A 15,549-nucleotide genomic window follows, 5' to 3' on the forward strand; every position below is an offset into this window, starting at 1 on the left:
TTTGTGGCAGCTTGGTTATGCGTTTTTGGCGTTTATACTCAATGCCATGGCTTCGGCAATTTTGATGCCGTCGATGGCCGCTGACATGATGCCACCAGCGTAGCCAGCGCCTTCACCAGCTGGGTAAAGCCCTTTGGTGTTGATGCTTTCTAGACTGTCGTTATCACGCTTGATATTGATTGGGGCTGAAGTGCGTGTTTCTACCCCTGTTAGTAGAGCATCGTCAAAGGCAAAACCGCGGATTTTCTTATTAAACGCTGGAATGGCTTCTCGAATCGCTTCGATACAAAAGTCTGGTAGAGCATCCGCTAGGTTGGTGAGCTTGATGCCCGGTTTGAAAGAAGGCTCCACTGTACCGAGTTTTTCTGGTGTTTCGTTACGCAGAAACGCGCCAACGGTTTGCGCTGGTGCATCGTAGTTGCTGCCACCTAACTCGTAAGCAAGACTTTCTAGTTTGCGTTGGAATTCGATTCCAGCAAGCGGCCCACCCGGATAATCCGAAGGATCAATGCCGACAACAATGGCGCTGTTGGCGTTACGTTCGTTACGAGAATATTGACTCATGCCATTGGTTACGACACGATTTTCTTCCGAGGTAGCGGCAACGACCGTCCCGCCAGGACACATGCAGAAGCTATAAACGGAACGACCATTTTTACAGTGGTGAACCAGTTTGTAATCCGCTGCACCAAGAATTTCGTTACCTGCATTTGGACCAAAACGTGCTTTGTCGATAGACGATTGCTCGTGTTCAATACGAAAGCCTACCGAGAAAGGTTTGGCTTCGATATAAACACCTTTATTGTGCAGCATTTCGAAGGTGTCACGAGCACTGTGACCAATAGCAATAGCGATGTGCTTAGAATGCAGTTGTTCGCCATCAGCAAGCGTAACGCCAGTGACTTGACCATCTTCAATATGCAAGTCATCCACGCGGCAGCTGAAACGAATCTCGCCGCCCAACGCAATGATCTGAGCACGCATTTTTTCGACCATGGCCACTAATTTGAAAGTACCAATGTGTGGTTTGCTAACGTACAAAATTTCGTCTGGTGCGCCCGCAGCAACAAATTCATTGAGCACTTTACGGCTGTATTGTTTTGGGTCTTTCACTTGGCTATAGAGTTTGCCATCAGAGAAGGTTCCCGCGCCACCCTCGCCAAATTGTACGTTAGATTCTGTATTCAGAATTTTTTTGCGCCAAAAACCAAAAGTGTCTTTGGTGCGTTCACGTACTTCTTTACCGCGCTCAAGCACGATGGGCTTATAACCCATTTGCGCCAGTACCAATGCAGTCAACAATCCACAAGGGCCAAAACCAATGATTATCGGGCGTTCGGTCAAGGTCGCAGGCGCTTGGGCTACAGGGTGATAGTCTAAATCCGGCGTTTCTTTAACCTGTTGATGATCTGCGAATTGCTGCAATAAATCATCATTACATGTTGTTTCAACATCCAAGGTGTAAATCAACATGATGTTGGTTTTTTTTCGCGCATCGTAACCACGGCGGAATACATTAAAACGAACCAGTTTTTCCGCTGAAATATCAAGCATGGATAAAATCGCGTTTTCTACTGCGCTAGCGTCGTGGTCAAGAGGAAGTTGGATATTAGAAAGTCGTATCATAGGAATAATAGTAAGTATGCTGAGTCAATGGCTAATAGCGGTGGATAATACGATATTTCTCGAAGAAAAGCTGTCACCAAATAGCCGTCGTGCTTTTAAAACATGCCAAGAAAATACCACCAAATAAAATTCAGCGGCAGCAACACAAGACTTGTTAGCACAAATGTAGCCAAACACACTTTAGTCACTGCACTGATAGACAGATTGCCGAGCGCGATGGCTGTAATGAGCGGCGGAGCTTGATAAGGCAGCAAAACCGTTGAAAAAGCCAATACTTGCGTCATTAATACGGCGTCTTTGGATAATCCTGTAATGTCCGCAAGATGTTCTGCCATAGGGGTCATGATGGCTGGCACACCCGCTAAGTTCGTCACGATAGCCACACACGTAGAAATGAATGTCAGCAAACTAAGGTTCAACAAAGGAGCGTGTGGTGAAAACGGAATAACCTCTGTTAAATAGTTCACCAAAACACGACCCAAACCAGAATGGGCAATGATGGCACTTAAACCAATGATGCCAGCCGCAAACAGCAAGGTGCCGTATTGAATGTCTTTATCGATAACGTTTTTTCCAGTTAACCCAAGGCTGGGTAACAAACATAGCAAAGCAGCAATAAGGCCAATCCAGCCTGCGGAAATATGGTGTAGGGAGTCGGTGAACCAGAAAGCAAAGCAGGCACAAAGCACCATCAGCAAACGAATTTCTATTTTGGTCATGGCTGATTTTTCAATAGTGGCTTGTATTGCTTGGTTAGGGGCTTGATCGGGAAAGAGCCAAAGAATCACCCCAATGGTCATGAATAGCTTTCCCAATCCCAAAACAGGGAAGTGCAAGAGCAAGTATTCCCCATAGGAAAAGGCGCGTTGTAGAGAGCTTCTGTCATACCGGAAAGCAACATGTTTGGTGCATTTGCCGGTAAAATCGAAAAGGCGGGTAAAAATGTTCCGAACGCGGCCGCCAGTAACATGCCTTTACGACCATTAGAATCTTGGTCATAGCCAAAATGATCGGCAAGAGAAGCGATGATCGGAATGATCAACACGATACGGCTGACGCCAGAGGAATTAAAAACGCCAAGGCCATGGCAAACAAGGCGATTTTTATAATCGTACCTTGGTAGCTGTTGCCCAAAATCAACATGAGCAAACGTGTCGCACGAGAATTAATCCCCGTGTGGTTGATGGCAGCACCAAACACCATGCCACTAAACAACAACCAAAATGTTGATGATTGAAAGCCTGCGAAGATCACCTGGGTTGGCGCCAGCTGTGTTGCAGTTGCAAAGGCAAATAAGCCCAAAGCCGGCCAATAAGCGGGCACCAGAGACGTCGCCCAGAAAGCGATGCACAAGAAAAGCAGCCCAGCCACCAGTGCTTGGTTCAGGCCTAAAAATTCATAAGACAAGAGACCAATTGCGGCTGTAATGACCAATATGAGAACAAGCAGACAGTAACGTTGAGCCATCACGCAGACAAGGTCGCGAAGCGACGTGGAAGATTGAACTGGGTGATTATGTTGACTCATTGGCGTGCCTTAAAGGAAAGTTCGGGCATCTTTGTTAATGAAAGAAGCCCGAACGAGGGATTAACGAAGGTTAACGGCGATGGCTTCGTCAAAACCTAACATGATGTTGAGGTTTTGCACGGCTGCGCCAGATGCCCCTTTGCCTAGATTATCCAGTTTAGCGACCAATATGCCTGACTTGTTGCCAGGTTCACTGAGCACAGACAGCTCGATTTGGTTGGTGTCTTCCAAGCCGTGTGGTGTCAAGAATGGCGCTGCGTTATCGGCTACCACATTAAGGCCATTGACTGTTACAAACGTGTCGTTGGCATACACTTCGACCAATTTAGCGTGTAACTGCTCCATGGTGACGCCGTCTTTTAGCTGAATTGGCAAAAAGGTCAACATGCCTTGGCGGAAGTTCCCGACGCTTGGTACGAAAATAGGCGCTTTGTCTAAACCAGACCATTTTTTCATTTCAGCTAAGTGTTTATGATTAAAACTCAGACCGTAAGCGCCAAAGATCGGGGCGTTATTATCGCCTTCGTAACGGTCAATTAGCGCGTTCCCGCCACCACTGTAGCCTGACACCGCATTAATGGAATAGTCATAAGACGCAGACAATAACCCAGCTTCTACTAATGGTTTTAGCAACAAAATCGCACCCGTTGGGTAACATCCTGGGTTAGATACAAATTGCGCGCTTTTGATTTTTTCACGTTGTGTCACGTCAAGCTCTGGCAAACCGTATACCCAGCCTTCTGCAACACGATGTACTGAACTGGCGTCTAAAATGCGGCAGCCTTCTTCTTTCGCCAATACGACACTGTCTTTTGCAGCGTCATCAGGTAGGCAAAGTACGGTTACATCCGCTTCTTTCATCAGGCGACGTTTTTCTTCGACGTCACGTTTCTTTTCTGGATCAATACTGATGATTTCAATGCCGGGATGGTTGACTAGGCGATCTTTTACTTGAAGGCCTGTCGTGCCTGTTTCGCCATCAATAAATACTTTTTTCACAGCGGAATTCCTTGTTGGGGGATTAAATCAAAGCATAAATCAGTTTTACCGAGTGGTTAGTCTGATTTTTTTGCGCACTGTTACGCTGCTCTTTAATGGTTAAATAGTGTAATGCATCGCGCCGCGACTGAATAGTTGGTTAAAACGCTTAATCACTAAAAAGCACGGATTTGCACTATTTGGCTTTTATTTTTCCATGGGTACTCTGGCCAAGTTGGCGATGATTTCGTAAGGCGTTACACTGCAAGCGTTTTTAGGAATTGAGCGTGTATGAAAAAGTCAGATAAAAAGATAGAAAATGCCATAAGAGAAGCGTTGACCACGGTGTGTGATGGGGCGCTGGAGTCGGTCAGTGGTTTTGTATGGATCACTCACATGGTTAACTACGATGCCTTTCCTCAATCCCTCAGAATTGTGTGCGTGTTTGATACGGATGAGGCGTTGTCTAATGCGTACGATGCTAAGCAGGACGCGTATTTCTATGCTGCCATTGAAAAAGCATTACGTGGGGTAAATATCAAACTCAATAAGCTTCCTCAACAAGTCAGTTTTGATACGGAAGAAGCCTGCCAACGTACCCATGCCGGAAAATGGCAAGAACGGCTTGCCAAGGTGTCAGGTCGTTTGCATTAGTCAATCTTCCGCTTGGTCTTTAATTCGCTTCATGGCGTCTTTTAATTGAGGGTTCTTTTCTTCCAAGTATTTGCTTAGACGATCAATAAATACTTTATTTTCGTGAAACGGCACGCCGATTTGGTGTGCGTCGGCGACTTCAACCATGGATACTTTGTCGTGTTGGTTAAAAACGTCGATCATTTGCTCGGCTTTGTTGTGCGAAATACCCAATGCCTCAAAGGCGGATCGCCCCATACGCAAACTGCTGTCATAGTTTTCACGGATAATGTCTCGACAACCTGACGCCCATAAATCGTAGACATGATTGTTGTCAAAGGCTCTGGCAATGACGTGTAGATCTGGGTAATTCGAGCAAACGTATTTAACGAGCTTGGTCACTTGTTCTGGATTGTCGATGGCAATAATCAGTAAAGAGGCTTCATCAATGCCCGCGGCTTCTAATAAGTCTGGCCGTGTGGCGTCGCCAAAATAGTTTTTGACGCCAAAGGGTTGCAGTGCTCTCAAACGTTTGATGCTGAAATCAATAACGGTAGAGTGAAACCCCGCTAAACGCAGCACGTTGTCTATTGTGCTGCCCATCCTTCCTGAGCCTGCGATGATGATTTTGTTGTCATCAGGCAACTCGTCAAAGCTCTCTGCCGCGTGGTCGGTGGCATAGCGTGGTGCAATAATGCGGTCGTAAATGATAAATAAGGCTGGCGTCAGTAGCATCGACAAAGCAACGACTAAGAGTAAGGTGTCGGCTACGTCTTGTGATATTACGGCATTACTGACGGTAAAAGACACCAGAACAAACCCAAATTCCCCGCTTGCGCCAACCCCAACGCAAGCAACCATTTGTTGGAACCACGGATATTAAAAAACCATCCAAGCAACAACAGAGTGGTGGCTTTGACAAGAATGAGTCCAACGGTTAAACCAAGAATCGAAAAAAAGTGATGGAAGAGTAAGGTGAAATTAATACCCGCACCGACCGTCATGAAGAATAAGCCCAACAGCAAGCCTTTAAACGGCGCAATGTCGCTTTCTAATTCGTGACGATAAGGCGAGTTTGCCAGCACAACGCCGGCTAAAAACGTGCCCAGAGCAGGGGATAACCCTACCAACGACATCAACAGCGTTGTGCCGATCACAAACATTAACGCCGCAGCGGTAAACAGCTCTCTTAATTCCGCAACGGCAATGAAGCGGAAAATTGGCGTCACTAAAAAGCTGCCACCTAACACCACAATGGCAATGGCGCCAAAGGTCACTAATGTGGTTTGCCAAGCTTCAAGCCCAGACAATAGAGACACATTGTCGGTCGAGGTAGTGTCATGCAGGGCTTTGGCAGTATGGCTTACCGCATCTATGAGTTCAGGTGTTGCGAGCAAAGGAATAAACGCCAACATTGGAATCACAACAATATCTTGTGCCAGCAAGACCGCAAAAGACGACTGGCCTCCATCGGATTTCATCAGGCCCTTTTCGGTCAGCGTCTGAATGACAATGGCAGTCGAAGAGAGTGCCAACACCAAACCTATAGCGAGACTGGTGCGCCACTCTTGGTCTAGCAACACCCCCAGCCCCATAACACAGAGTGCCGTCAAGGCGACTTGTCCGCCCCCCAAACCGATCAGTTTGGACTTTAAGTCCCACAGTTTTTTAGGGTTGAGTTCCAATCCAACTATAAACAGCATCAACACCACCCCCAGTTCTGCGAAGTGTTGAATGGAGTGTATGTCAACGCTTAATATGGCCAACAGCGGGCTGATGATCACGCCTGCCAGCAAATACCCCAACACAGAGCCCAGTCCAAGACGTGACGCAATCGGAACAGAAATAACGCCAGCAACCAGAAAAACAAAGGTAAGTAAAAGCGCGTCAGTCACGTCGTTGGGTCCTTTATAGCAGACAAGATTTTTAAGAGTGTTATCGTGTTATTGACGTGGACGGCAACACTATAAATCCGCCACATCGCGTGCGAACTGGTCGACGCTTTCCCAATTGGTGAATTCCATATTGGTTGTTGGGTCGGTTGGGCCTTTGGTCATCCACATAATAAAACGAATCATGTTTTTGTCGAGAAAGCCGTAAATAGAATAATTTAATTTGCCAGCAAAAACGCCTTTTAAAGCTGGCTGCCAATTCAATTGATCCAAAAATTTTACAATATAAGGGTTGGTGTCTGGTTGGCATTTTTCGGCTTTACGCGCCACCAAATTCACCGTGTAAAACGCATTGGGTTTGTCCTCTAACAAGGCTTTATTTTGGGTGATGAAATCAGCCACATTTTTTTGGTGTTTGCCGTAGCGAATACTGGCACCAATAACAATCTTGTCATGTTGGGCAATTGTGTCAGATGTAGCGTCTTCCACCGGCATCAAGGTGACAGTATGACCCTGCTGCTCTAAAACAGATTGCATTTTTTGGCTGATTTTTTGAGTATGGCCGTCGGTAGTGGAATAAATGAGCAAAGTATTGGACATGGGAATCAGAAAAACTGCCTCTGTTGTTTTGGCTGGAATGACGTAAGGAATGCAACGAGTTATAAACACTCATAGAGCGAGTGTAAAGGGCGCAGGCCATGCTTCCTCGTTTTTATGGAAAATCCCATAAAAAAAGCGGTTCATCATAGAGGAACCGCTTTGCGTGTTATCGAATGAATTTACTCAGCTGAGCTGTGTTTTCTTGCGCGAATGTCAGATTGCGCGCTGCGATAAAATTTTTCTTGTGGCTTAGACTTCGTGACTTGATCGTCGTCGTTGTCTTCATTGCGCAGCAATAAGAAGTCAGCAACGCGTTGTTCATCAAGACGATTGGACTTCACGGCGGCTTTTAAAGCGCAACCAGGCTCACCTTCATGGCGGCAGTCACTAAAGCGACATTGTTTTTCCAAGGCAATAATATCGGCGAAATTGGCAATGGCACTGCTATCAAACTCTGCTAATTGCAATTCACGCATGCCAGCGGTATCTAATAAAATCGCTCCTGAAGGCATGATTTTTAAAGACCCAGACTCGCCAATATTGCGTTGTGTCTTATTGTCGTCGGTGGTTTGCATCAGCGTATTGATCAAGGCCGACTTGCCTGATCCAACGGCGCCTAGCAAAGCAACCGTTTTGCCTTTTTTAAGGAAGGGTGCCAAACAAGACAAACTGTTTGCATCCAACGCATTGACGGTTTCCACGATCAGTAATGGGTCGAGTTTTTCGACTTGAGCGCGTTTTTCCATGGCATCGTCACAGGTGTCAGCTTTGGTCAATACAACCACTGCATCAGCTTGAGCTTCATGGGTAAGTTCTAAATAACGTTTGATTAACGTTAAGTTGAAATCCTGATTTAACGCGCAAATCAAAAAACAGTATCGATATTGGAAGCAATGCTTTCAAAGGCTGAACTGGCTTCTAAAAGGCGCAAAAAACGGTTTTCAGTATCGGTAACAACCCAGTCACCCACCGCCATATTTGGCATATCTGAATGGCTTTCTAATGAAAAAAGCCAAATTCACCGACAAGCTCATATTGGTTGCTATTAAAAGCACAAATACGCGCAATGCGATTCGATTCTAAATCATCCAATGATAACTGTTGTTGAAAGTAAGCCTGCCAGCCTAGATCCAATAAAGTAAACGTGGAATCCATTGATATTACCCCAAGCGAAATACGCCATCGTAAATTAGAAGCAAAGCGCTTCAATTAGTACAACCGAACATCAGTAAATAGTTACCTTTGTTCTAGCCAAAAAAATACACCAAACCACACGGATTATAACCCGTTAAAACAAGGCGTTATTCTGCGAGATTAGCACAGTGTGACTGGCCTACAAACAGAAATATTGCTGTCATAAAAATGCGTTATCGTCGGGCTATTTACATGGAAATGACCGCGCAGCATCTTTCACCAATTTAATGCCTGACAAGAGACATTTACCAAGATTAAATACCTTTTACAGCGGATTTCTTTGGAACCTGCTGAGTAATGCAATGAATGTTTCCACCGCCTAATAGTATATTTCTGGCATAAATGCCGTGAATATCATAATCAGGGAATGCTGCTTGCAATAAACGCTTAGCCTGCTCGTCGGTATCTACGCCAAATACAGGAAAAATAATGTGCTGGTTGCAGATTAAAAAATTTGCGTAAGACGCGGCTAAGCGTTCGCCTGCATCGCGGTTCATATTAGGGCTTTCAACGACGCTTTTGGCTTCTTCTTCGCTGACGTACAGTGGGCCGGGCATGGGCAGTTTGATGATGTCCAGCGTTCGGCCTTTGGCGTCTTTTGTGTTGCTTAGGACTTGAAAGGCCGCTTGACTGATCGCGTACTGCGGGTCGTTTGGGTCTTCGCAATAGGTTAACGCGACAACACCTGGGCGAATCACGTGCATGATATTGTCTACGTGGCCATTGGTTTCGTCGTTAAACAAACCGTCTTTTAACCAGATGATTTTATCTACGTTCAAATACACCTTTAGTAGGTCTTCAATGTCCGCTTTGCTCAAATCAGGGTTACGGCTTGGGTGAAGCAGGCACTCTTCTGTGGTGTACAGCGTTCCTTCACCGTCCACATGAATGGAACCGCCTTCTAAAATCAAAGGCGCTGCGTAAACTTGATCGCCCGTAACGGCGGCCATTTTTTCGGCCACTGCGTTGTCTTGCTCCCATGAGTCGTACAGTCCATCTAACTCGCCACCCCAGGCATTGAATTGCCAGCTGTTTGCACGGCGTTCGCCTTTGTCATTCACAACATAAGTCGCACCGATGTCACGCATCCAGCAGTCGTCAGAGGGAATAGTGAGCAATCGAATATGATCTGGTAGTGATTGACGAGCTTGATCGTGATGTTTTTCATCCACAATAAAAGTGACATCAGCGGCCTTAGAAATGGCCTCAGCAACCGCAACAAACTCTTGTTGTGCCGGCTTGCCTTGTTCGCGCCAGTTGTCTTCTCGGGTTGGCCATGCCATCCACACTTGCACTTGCGGCTCATGTTCTGCAGGCATTCGAAAGCCATCCAGTCGTGGTGAGGTAAAAAGCGTGCTGCTCATAACGTGTCCTTTATTCTGGCGGTGAGCCTCTATTCGCAGAGGATCGGTTTTTCGCCAATTCTATGGCAGAGACGCAAACATTCAAGCGTATTTTTGTCTATTTTGGTGAGTTTGCTTTTATTGGCAGCACATTTTTTGCGTCTTTACATTTCCTCGACGGAAAGCGTTACCGAGTAAAATGGTAAAAAATACAGGCCAACGCACGCCGAGCATCACCTATAAAAGTTAATATCCAATAAAAAACTATTATTAATCAGTGGTTTATGTTGTTTTTGGAAAGCTGGCACAACATTCGCAATAGTCTAAGTGACGTCAACCTTTGGAAGAAAAACCATCCAATATAGGTTGAATTGGTTTCTTGAAGTCACGCTTATTCAGCGTTGATTTTGCAGAATTTTATAACACTAAATGGAGGTTACCATTATGACTATGAAACGTACTCTACTAAACAGCGCTTTGGTTCTTGTAACAGCGGCAACATTGGCAGCATGTGGACAAGAAGGCGAAGAAAACAAAGTAGAAGATGCCATGTCAAACGCAGGAGATGCCGTTGAGCAAACAATCGATGACGCAGGTGATGCATTGAACAACGCTGGTAATGCAATGGAAGACACCATGACAGACGCTGGTAATGCCATTGAAGACAAATGCGAAGAAGTAAAAGAAGGTGTTAACGCAGCCGACACTAATTGTTAATAATAAGTTCGATTGAGGCAGACAGGTTCTGCCTCAATCGTTTTTATTTGACTTACACAAGTGGTGAGTTGTCGTATTTGTCTAGCTTGTTATAGAGCGTTTTGATGCTTATGCCGAGTTGATTGGCGGTGTCTGTGCGGTTGCCATCGTTACTTTTGAGCGTCTTTAGAATGGCGATTTTTTCGATATCATCAAGGCGCATGCCATGCGGAATGCCCGCTGTTTTTGAGGGTGCTTGCGCGTTGATTTCATTGGTAATGATGTGCTCGGGGTGAATGGTGTGGTCGGCCAAAATATATGCTCGCTCGATGGCGTGTTTTAGTTCTCGGACATTGCCAGGCCAAGCATATTGGCGGATTTTTTCGAGACTCTGATCAGAAAGTTGTTTGTGAAGGCCATCTTGGGCATTGCGATATGCCAAGAAGTGTTGGGCAAGACCGCAAGCATCGCCTTCTCTATCACGCAATGGCGGAGATTGAATGGGAAATTGGGCGAGGCGAAAATACAGGTCCTCACGGAAGATTTCGTCACGAATGGCGTTTCCAAGGATTCGGTTGGTGGCAGCCACGATCCGCACGTTGGTTTTTTTACATGCTGCGCTCCTACGGGTTTGTATTCTGCGCTCTCCAATACTCGTAACAATTTTACCTGGTGTTCGTAGGGCATTTCGGTGACTTCGTCTAAAAAGAGCGTACCGCCTTCGGCTTGTTCAAAAACACCTTGATGGTCTTTGTGTGCTCCCGTAAACGCCCCTTTAACATGGCCAAACAGTTCGCTGTCAATCAGCTCTGGGCTCAGCGCGCCGCAGTTAATGGCCACAAACGGCGCATCCGCTCTTGGGCTAAACACATGCAAGGTATTTGCAATCAATTCCTTGCCCGTACCGCTTTCACCGATGATGAACGCATTGGTGTTTGTGGCGGCAACTTTGCGAATGGTGCGATACAGAGTATGCATGGCGCTGGAAGAACCAACAAGCAAACCAAATTGATCTAGGTAGCTGGTTTGTGTCGTGACCTGAGGTGAAGAGTGGCTTAGTTCGCTAAAAATTTCATTTAATGACGATGCCACCAAATTCACATTGAATGGTGCGCGATAATGAAAACCGGCGCCTTTTTGAATGAGTTTGTCCAATCGCGCATCGGGTTCGCCTTGGCTAAAAAAGAAGAATTCGGTTTGCGACAGAATGGGGTGATGGATTAGGGCGCTCAATGACTCGTCTTGATCGGAGTGGACTTCAATGAGTGCGACATCACATTGGCTCGCCGATAATTGCTGTAGCCAATTTTCTTCGTGATGACTGATGTTCAGTTCATATTGTAGAACGCCTTTTAGCGCCAGCAGGTCGGACGCCAAAGTCGGGTCTTGAACGTGCAAAAAGAGCTTTGGTAAAGACATCATTATTTTCCCTGAATCGATATCATGAAATGGATACGGTAATAAAATCATAGGGTTGAAGCGGATCAAAGGTGTGGCTCTATTACTTTTCATGAAACACAGCGTTAATCACGCGTATTTGCACAAAGCTCACCCTTTTTTGAAAGGAGGCCACGGTGATGAAAGAACACAGTTTGGATCAGAGGACTTTTACGCAACATGACTGTCGGCTTCTTTACGACATGCTTTCTGTGTGCTTAGACGGTGTTTTTGCCAATTCAAGGCTACATAATCGAGCGGATAATACGCTAGAGAAACAGGTGTTTCAGTCGTTGTCTGTGTTGTATCGGCATTTGGCGGCATGCTTAATGGTCAATATTAACCGCCAAGTAGTCAAAGTAAACGCGGCAGGCACTAACGCTGCTTCCCCCACCGCAAGCATCATTGCGACGGCGTATTTAGCTGCGTTAGATGGATCCGCTTCCCAAGCGCCCATTCAAGTAATGGATGTGAATAAACAGACGATAAGGCAGCTTCGGGTATGGTCTCAACAACTAGTGAATGAGCCTTTTGTGTGCGCGATTTCTGACAATTTGGCGAGTCTCCAAAGAGGCATAGATCGCGCGCAGCAGCGGCGAGAAAATGCCCAATTGTGATGAGCATTTAGCAAACAATCCCTCGTTAATACAGCAAAACGACATGCTTATTTATCGTCAACGATACGATAATCTAACTTGCCTTTAATAGAGCCAGTTTTATCGTGCGTTGCGACATTAAAATTAGCGTCATTCTTTTCTCTGTTTGGGTTAATGGTCGCAATAACCTGATTGTTCACCACCAATTGGTAGGTTTCTGAAAACGTGATGTTCAAGTCTTCCGATTTAGGGTTCTCAAACAAAATGTTGTCTTTTAAGCGAATGCCACGGCTTTCTCCGCGAACCCATTGACCCACAAGCGGCTGAGCTTTGAAAGAAACCGCATTATGCTCAACGGTCACTTCAGACAGAAAAATACGAATCACATCGCCATTCATTGCCACTTTTTGGCGGTCGCTAACGCGCGCATTTAACGCCGCTAACGTCGTGTTGGTTTGGCTGACATAGGTGCGCAATGCTTGAATGCTGGCGTTCAGTTCTTTGTCGGTCTGAGATTGGCTTGGGGATACTTTTGGTAACCCCGCCGCTTTGCCGAGTCGGTTGGTCAATTCGGTGTGATTGGATTGCGCCAAGGCGGTTTGATCCGCAAGCTGTTTCATTAGCGTCTTGTTGGTGGAAGAATTTTCTGTTGGCACAGTGGTCGTGTTCGTTGGTGTTAACTCTTCTGCCGCAGAAGTGTTTACCGATGGCGTGTCTAGCGCATTGGTTTGAACGGTATTTGTGTCGCGATTATCCACCTTGGAAGAGGGGGAATCTTGTAAAATTGGCATCGAGCAGGCGCTAAGTAATAGCGTTGCAAGTAAAAGGCCAGAACGTAATGTAGGCATTGAATAATCCTAGGATTAGAGGCGAAAAAATAGGCCACTAAGTATGCGGTATGGCGGGGGACATGTCGAGAAAAGCGTTTGAGGCAAGCAAATTACTTGCCTCAAACGTAGGGTTATTTTTGCGAGTTATTCCACAAAATGCATTCGTCTAGGGTCACACCTTGTCCACCAAAAATGTCTAAGGCACTGCCGATGGTTAAATCGACTTTCCCGTTGGATAGTTCATGGACACGCTTTAAATCCGCTAACGAACGAGCTCCACCAGCGTATGTCACAGCAACAGGGCAGCCTTTTCCAAGTAAGGTGACTAAGTCTTCATCAATACCCGCTTGTAGGCCTTCAACGTCTGCCGCGTGAATCAAAAACTCGTCACAGTGGTTTGCTAACTCTATTAAGTTTTCTTGGTTCACTTGCGTCGATGTGATGGTTTGCCAGCGGTCTGTCGCAATATACCAACCGTCTTTTGTGCGACGGCAGCTTAAATCGAGCACCAAACGATCGGTGCCGGTTTCTCGTTTGATGTTGTCTAGGCGATCCCAAGAAAATTCGCCATTTTCAAACAAATAAGAAGTAACAATAACGTGCGACGCCCCTGCTGATAGGTAACTTGCTGCGTTACGATTATTGACGCCTCCGCCAAATTGCAAACCATCTGGGTAGGCGCGAAGTGCGCTGAGCGCTTCTTCTTGGTTGCCTTTGCCAAGTGCAATGACATGCCCACCCACTAAATTATGTTCCTTGTACATTAGGGCATAATGTTCAGCGTTGTATTCGCTGATAAAGTTCTCGGTGGCGCCTTTATCGTTCAGGCTGCCGCCTACAATTTGCTTAACCTTGCCTTGGTGTAGATCGATACAAGGACGGAATTGGGTCACAAAAAACTCCTATTTAGTCGGAAACAAGTCGGCGATTGTAACCGATAATGTACTGATAAACGATGCTCCAAAGCAAACACTTAATAAGCCTGTTATAATCGCAGACCAATTCGATAGATAAGAATCATAGCGCTACTACCATGTTGCAAATTACCCTCGCCGTGTCGATCCCAGATCATGAAATAGAACTGACAGCCATTCGTGCTCAAGGTGCGGGTGGGCAGAATGTGAATAAAGTGTCTTCGGCCATTCACCTTAGATTCGATGTGGCGAATTCGTCTTTGCCAGAATTTTACAAAGAACGTTTGCTGGCGCTGAGTGATTCACGGCTCACCAAAGACGGTGATATTGTCATCAAGGCACAACAACATCGTACCCAAGAATTGAATCGAGAAGACGCACTGGCTCGTTTGAAGGAGCTGATTCTTGACGCTGTACGCGTTCAAAAAGCGCGCCGACCGACCAAACCCACACGTTCTTCGCAGAGAAAACGCGTTGATCAGAAAAAGCAAAAAGGCCAAATTAAAAGTTTGCGTCGCAGTAACTGGGACTGAAAGTACAAAGTGCACAGCAACCATACTGCAAAGGAGATAACCCATGATGTTACGCAAAATGCGTCAGGAAGAGTTTCCAGCGTATCGTGATTACTTTATCGAAGATTACAGCCGAGAAATCATGCTGAATTACGGTCGTTCGTCGGAAGACGCCATTACCCAAGCAAAGCAAGAATTGTCGCGTAGCTTTCCTAATGGTGTCGAGCAGACGAACCAAGAATTGCAGTGCATTGAAGTGAATCGACAAGGTCTGGCTCAGGTGGTGGGCTATCTTTGGTATTCGATCGATCGTCAGGAACGCGCCGCTTTTATTTGCGATTTTTATGTGGCCGAGAAATATCGAGGCCAATCGTATGGCAAACAAGCCATGCAAACCCTTGAGCATAGCTTACAAAGAGACGGCATCCATCAGATCAAATTGCGAGTGGCGTTTCACAATAAGCGCGCATTTGCCTTGTATGAAACGCTTGGCTTTGCTGTTACCGGATTTAATATGGCCAAGAATGTATCCGCATGACGAATAAGCCAATCGCCGTCGTGAACGAGACATCCGAATCGAAGGTGCTAAGTCCCTGTATTCGTCACTGTTGTTTGGACGGCGATGATGTCTGTGTCGGTTGCTATCGCACCATTACGGAGATCATGAATTGGCAACCGTCCTCTGACGCGCAAAAACGGGATATTTTGAACCGTTGTTCTACTCGTAAACAACAACACGATGCGCGTTATCGCTGATTTCCCCCAACGGTT

20 protein-coding genes and 1 pseudogene are annotated in these 15,549 nt (G+C 46.0%); 6 read left to right on the plus strand and 15 right to left on the minus strand.

Translation table 11 applies throughout. The features are described 5' to 3' along the window. Window positions 1-15: 15 nt before the first annotated feature. The 5 genes from N5P32_RS09790 to argC all read right to left on the minus strand — a co-directional run bounded on the left by N5P32_RS09790 (window position 16) and on the right by argC (window position 4,152). Window positions 16-1,626 (minus strand): NAD(P)/FAD-dependent oxidoreductase, encoded by a 1,611-nt coding sequence (locus tag N5P32_RS09790; protein ID WP_265728900.1) that lies wholly within the window; start codon window positions 1,624-1,626, stop codon window positions 16-18. 95 nt (window positions 1,627-1,721) lie between these two features. Further along, the gene (locus N5P32_RS09795; protein ID WP_322783853.1) at window positions 1,722-2,468 is read right to left on the minus strand and encodes an SLC13 family permease; all 747 of its coding nucleotides are present in this window, start codon (window positions 2,466-2,468) and stop codon (window positions 1,722-1,724) included. Beyond that, window positions 2,423-2,671, minus strand: a complete 249-nt coding sequence (locus tag N5P32_RS09800; RefSeq protein WP_265728901.1) for a hypothetical protein — start codon at window positions 2,669-2,671, stop codon at window positions 2,423-2,425. Before N5P32_RS09800 ends, N5P32_RS09795 begins: the two co-directional genes overlap by 46 nt. Next, complete coding sequence (locus N5P32_RS09805) at window positions 2,665-3,153, minus strand: anion permease (RefSeq protein WP_265728902.1); 489 nt, start codon at window positions 3,151-3,153, stop codon at window positions 2,665-2,667. The genes N5P32_RS09800 and N5P32_RS09805 overlap by 7 nt, the downstream gene beginning before the upstream one ends. 60 nt (window positions 3,154-3,213) lie before the next feature. Then, complete coding sequence (gene argC, locus N5P32_RS09810; protein WP_265728903.1) at window positions 3,214-4,152, minus strand: N-acetyl-gamma-glutamyl-phosphate reductase; 939 nt, start codon at window positions 4,150-4,152, stop codon at window positions 3,214-3,216. Window positions 4,153-4,422: 270 nt separating this feature from the next. Here argC and N5P32_RS09815 point away from each other — a divergent pair, with 270 nt between their 5' ends. Beyond that, window positions 4,423-4,785 (plus strand): Fis family transcriptional regulator, encoded by a 363-nt coding sequence (locus N5P32_RS09815; protein WP_265728904.1) that lies wholly within the window; start codon window positions 4,423-4,425, stop codon window positions 4,783-4,785. Here the strand turns inward: N5P32_RS09815 and N5P32_RS09820 are convergent, their stop codons facing one another. The 6 genes from N5P32_RS09820 to aguA form a co-directional block, all read right to left on the minus strand. Beyond that, complete coding sequence (locus N5P32_RS09820; RefSeq protein ID WP_265728905.1) at window positions 4,786-5,574, minus strand: NAD-binding protein; 789 nt, start codon at window positions 5,572-5,574, stop codon at window positions 4,786-4,788. It lies immediately after the preceding gene. Further along, window positions 5,547-6,659 (minus strand): cation:proton antiporter domain-containing protein, encoded by a 1,113-nt coding sequence (locus N5P32_RS09825; protein WP_265728906.1) that lies wholly within the window; start codon window positions 6,657-6,659, stop codon window positions 5,547-5,549. Before N5P32_RS09825 ends, N5P32_RS09820 begins: the two co-directional genes overlap by 28 nt. 69 nt (window positions 6,660-6,728) lie before the next feature. Next, entirely contained in the window at window positions 6,729-7,256 is a 528-nt protein-coding gene (gene hemG, locus N5P32_RS09830) for a menaquinone-dependent protoporphyrinogen IX dehydrogenase (protein ID WP_265728907.1), read from the minus strand. Window positions 7,257-7,435: 179 nt separating this feature from the next. Beyond that, complete coding sequence (gene rsgA / locus N5P32_RS09835; RefSeq protein ID WP_265728908.1) at window positions 7,436-8,125, minus strand: GTPase RsgA; 690 nt, start codon at window positions 8,123-8,125, stop codon at window positions 7,436-7,438. A gap of 130 nt (window positions 8,126-8,255) precedes the next feature. After that, a complete protein-coding gene (locus tag N5P32_RS09840) occupies window positions 8,256-8,411 on the minus strand; it encodes a hypothetical protein (protein WP_265728909.1) in 156 nt (51 codons plus the stop codon). A gap of 293 nt (window positions 8,412-8,704) precedes the next feature. Then, window positions 8,705-9,814 carry an agmatine deiminase gene (gene aguA, locus N5P32_RS09845; protein WP_265728910.1) on the minus strand — a complete coding sequence of 370 codons (1,110 nt, stop codon included), beginning with the start codon at window positions 9,812-9,814 and terminating at the stop codon, window positions 8,705-8,707. A gap of 423 nt (window positions 9,815-10,237) precedes the next feature. On the opposite strand from aguA, the gene N5P32_RS09850 reads away from it, so the two are divergent. Next, on the plus strand, window positions 10,238-10,510 hold the full coding sequence (locus tag N5P32_RS09850) for a lipoprotein (protein WP_265728911.1): 273 nt from the start codon (window positions 10,238-10,240) through the stop codon (window positions 10,508-10,510). A gap of 52 nt (window positions 10,511-10,562) precedes the next feature. On the opposite strand, the gene N5P32_RS18350 is transcribed toward N5P32_RS09850, so the two are convergent. Then, complete coding sequence (locus N5P32_RS18350) at window positions 10,563-10,712, minus strand: helix-turn-helix domain-containing protein (protein ID WP_457920483.1); 150 nt, start codon at window positions 10,710-10,712, stop codon at window positions 10,563-10,565. An 81-nt stretch (window positions 10,713-10,793) separates the two neighbouring features. Next, window positions 10,794-12,001 (minus strand): annotated as a pseudogene (locus N5P32_RS18025) (sigma-54-dependent transcriptional regulator); the annotation flags it as partial. A gap of 62 nt (window positions 12,002-12,063) precedes the next feature. Here N5P32_RS18025 and N5P32_RS09870 point away from each other — a divergent pair. Next, a complete protein-coding gene (locus N5P32_RS09870; RefSeq protein ID WP_265728913.1) occupies window positions 12,064-12,543 on the plus strand; it encodes a hypothetical protein in 480 nt (159 codons plus the stop codon). A gap of 47 nt (window positions 12,544-12,590) precedes the next feature. On the opposite strand, the gene N5P32_RS09875 is transcribed toward N5P32_RS09870, so the two are convergent. Together N5P32_RS09875 and hisA are read right to left on the minus strand one after the other, a co-directional pair. Next, complete coding sequence (locus N5P32_RS09875; protein WP_265728914.1) at window positions 12,591-13,370, minus strand: hypothetical protein; 780 nt, start codon at window positions 13,368-13,370, stop codon at window positions 12,591-12,593. 113 nt (window positions 13,371-13,483) lie between these two features. Beyond that, window positions 13,484-14,245 (minus strand): phosphoribosylformimino-5-aminoimidazole carboxamide ribotide isomerase, encoded by a 762-nt coding sequence (gene hisA, locus N5P32_RS09880; RefSeq protein WP_265728915.1) that lies wholly within the window; start codon window positions 14,243-14,245, stop codon window positions 13,484-13,486. 140 nt (window positions 14,246-14,385) lie between these two features. On the opposite strand from hisA, the gene arfB reads away from it, so the two are divergent. The 3 genes from arfB to N5P32_RS09895 are packed head-to-tail and all read left to right on the plus strand — an operon-like array spanning window position 14,386 to window position 15,534. After that, window positions 14,386-14,799 carry an alternative ribosome rescue aminoacyl-tRNA hydrolase ArfB gene (gene arfB, locus N5P32_RS09885; protein WP_265728916.1) on the plus strand — a complete coding sequence of 138 codons (414 nt, stop codon included), beginning with the start codon at window positions 14,386-14,388 and terminating at the stop codon, window positions 14,797-14,799. Between the two features lie 43 nt (window positions 14,800-14,842). Then, on the plus strand, window positions 14,843-15,316 hold the full coding sequence (locus N5P32_RS09890) for a GNAT family N-acetyltransferase (RefSeq protein WP_265728917.1): 474 nt from the start codon (window positions 14,843-14,845) through the stop codon (window positions 15,314-15,316). After that, window positions 15,313-15,534: a DUF1289 domain-containing protein gene (locus N5P32_RS09895; protein WP_265728918.1), complete on the plus strand. Its 222-nt coding sequence runs from the start codon at window positions 15,313-15,315 to the stop codon at window positions 15,532-15,534. Before N5P32_RS09890 ends, N5P32_RS09895 begins: the two co-directional genes overlap by 4 nt. Window positions 15,535-15,549: the final 15 nt, after the last annotated feature.

The sequence above is a fragment of the Marinomonas pontica genome (assembly GCF_026191375.1).
Classification (GTDB): domain Bacteria; phylum Pseudomonadota; class Gammaproteobacteria; order Pseudomonadales; family Marinomonadaceae; genus Marinomonas; species Marinomonas pontica.

What these genes read in the sequence shown, in the direction of transcription:
- N5P32_RS09790 (WP_265728900.1), bottom strand. Translation starts at nt 1,626, where the DNA reads ATGATACGACTTTCTAATATCCAACTTCCTCTTGACCACGACGCTAGC.
- N5P32_RS09805 (WP_265728902.1), bottom strand. Translation starts at nt 3,153, where the DNA reads ATGAGTCAACATAATCACCCAGTTCAATCTTCCACGTCGCTTCGCGAC.
- N5P32_RS09815 (WP_265728904.1), top strand. Translation starts at nt 4,423, where the DNA reads ATGAAAAAGTCAGATAAAAAGATAGAAAATGCCATAAGAGAAGCGTTG.
- hemG (WP_265728907.1), bottom strand. Translation starts at nt 7,256, where the DNA reads ATGTCCAATACTTTGCTCATTTATTCCACTACCGACGGCCATACTCAA.
- N5P32_RS09840 (WP_265728909.1), bottom strand. Translation starts at nt 8,411, where the DNA reads ATGGATTCCACGTTTACTTTATTGGATCTAGGCTGGCAGGCTTACTTT.
- aguA (WP_265728910.1), bottom strand. Translation starts at nt 9,814, where the DNA reads ATGAGCAGCACGCTTTTTACCTCACCACGACTGGATGGCTTTCGAATG.
- N5P32_RS09850 (WP_265728911.1), top strand. Translation starts at nt 10,238, where the DNA reads ATGACTATGAAACGTACTCTACTAAACAGCGCTTTGGTTCTTGTAACA.
- N5P32_RS18350 (WP_457920483.1), bottom strand. Translation starts at nt 10,712, where the DNA reads ATGCGCCTTGATGATATCGAAAAAATCGCCATTCTAAAGACGCTCAAA.
- N5P32_RS09875 (WP_265728914.1), bottom strand. Translation starts at nt 13,370, where the DNA reads ATGCCTACATTACGTTCTGGCCTTTTACTTGCAACGCTATTACTTAGC.
- arfB (WP_265728916.1), top strand. Translation starts at nt 14,386, where the DNA reads ATGTTGCAAATTACCCTCGCCGTGTCGATCCCAGATCATGAAATAGAA.
- N5P32_RS09890 (WP_265728917.1), top strand. Translation starts at nt 14,843, where the DNA reads ATGATGTTACGCAAAATGCGTCAGGAAGAGTTTCCAGCGTATCGTGAT.
- N5P32_RS09895 (WP_265728918.1), top strand. Translation starts at nt 15,313, where the DNA reads ATGACGAATAAGCCAATCGCCGTCGTGAACGAGACATCCGAATCGAAG.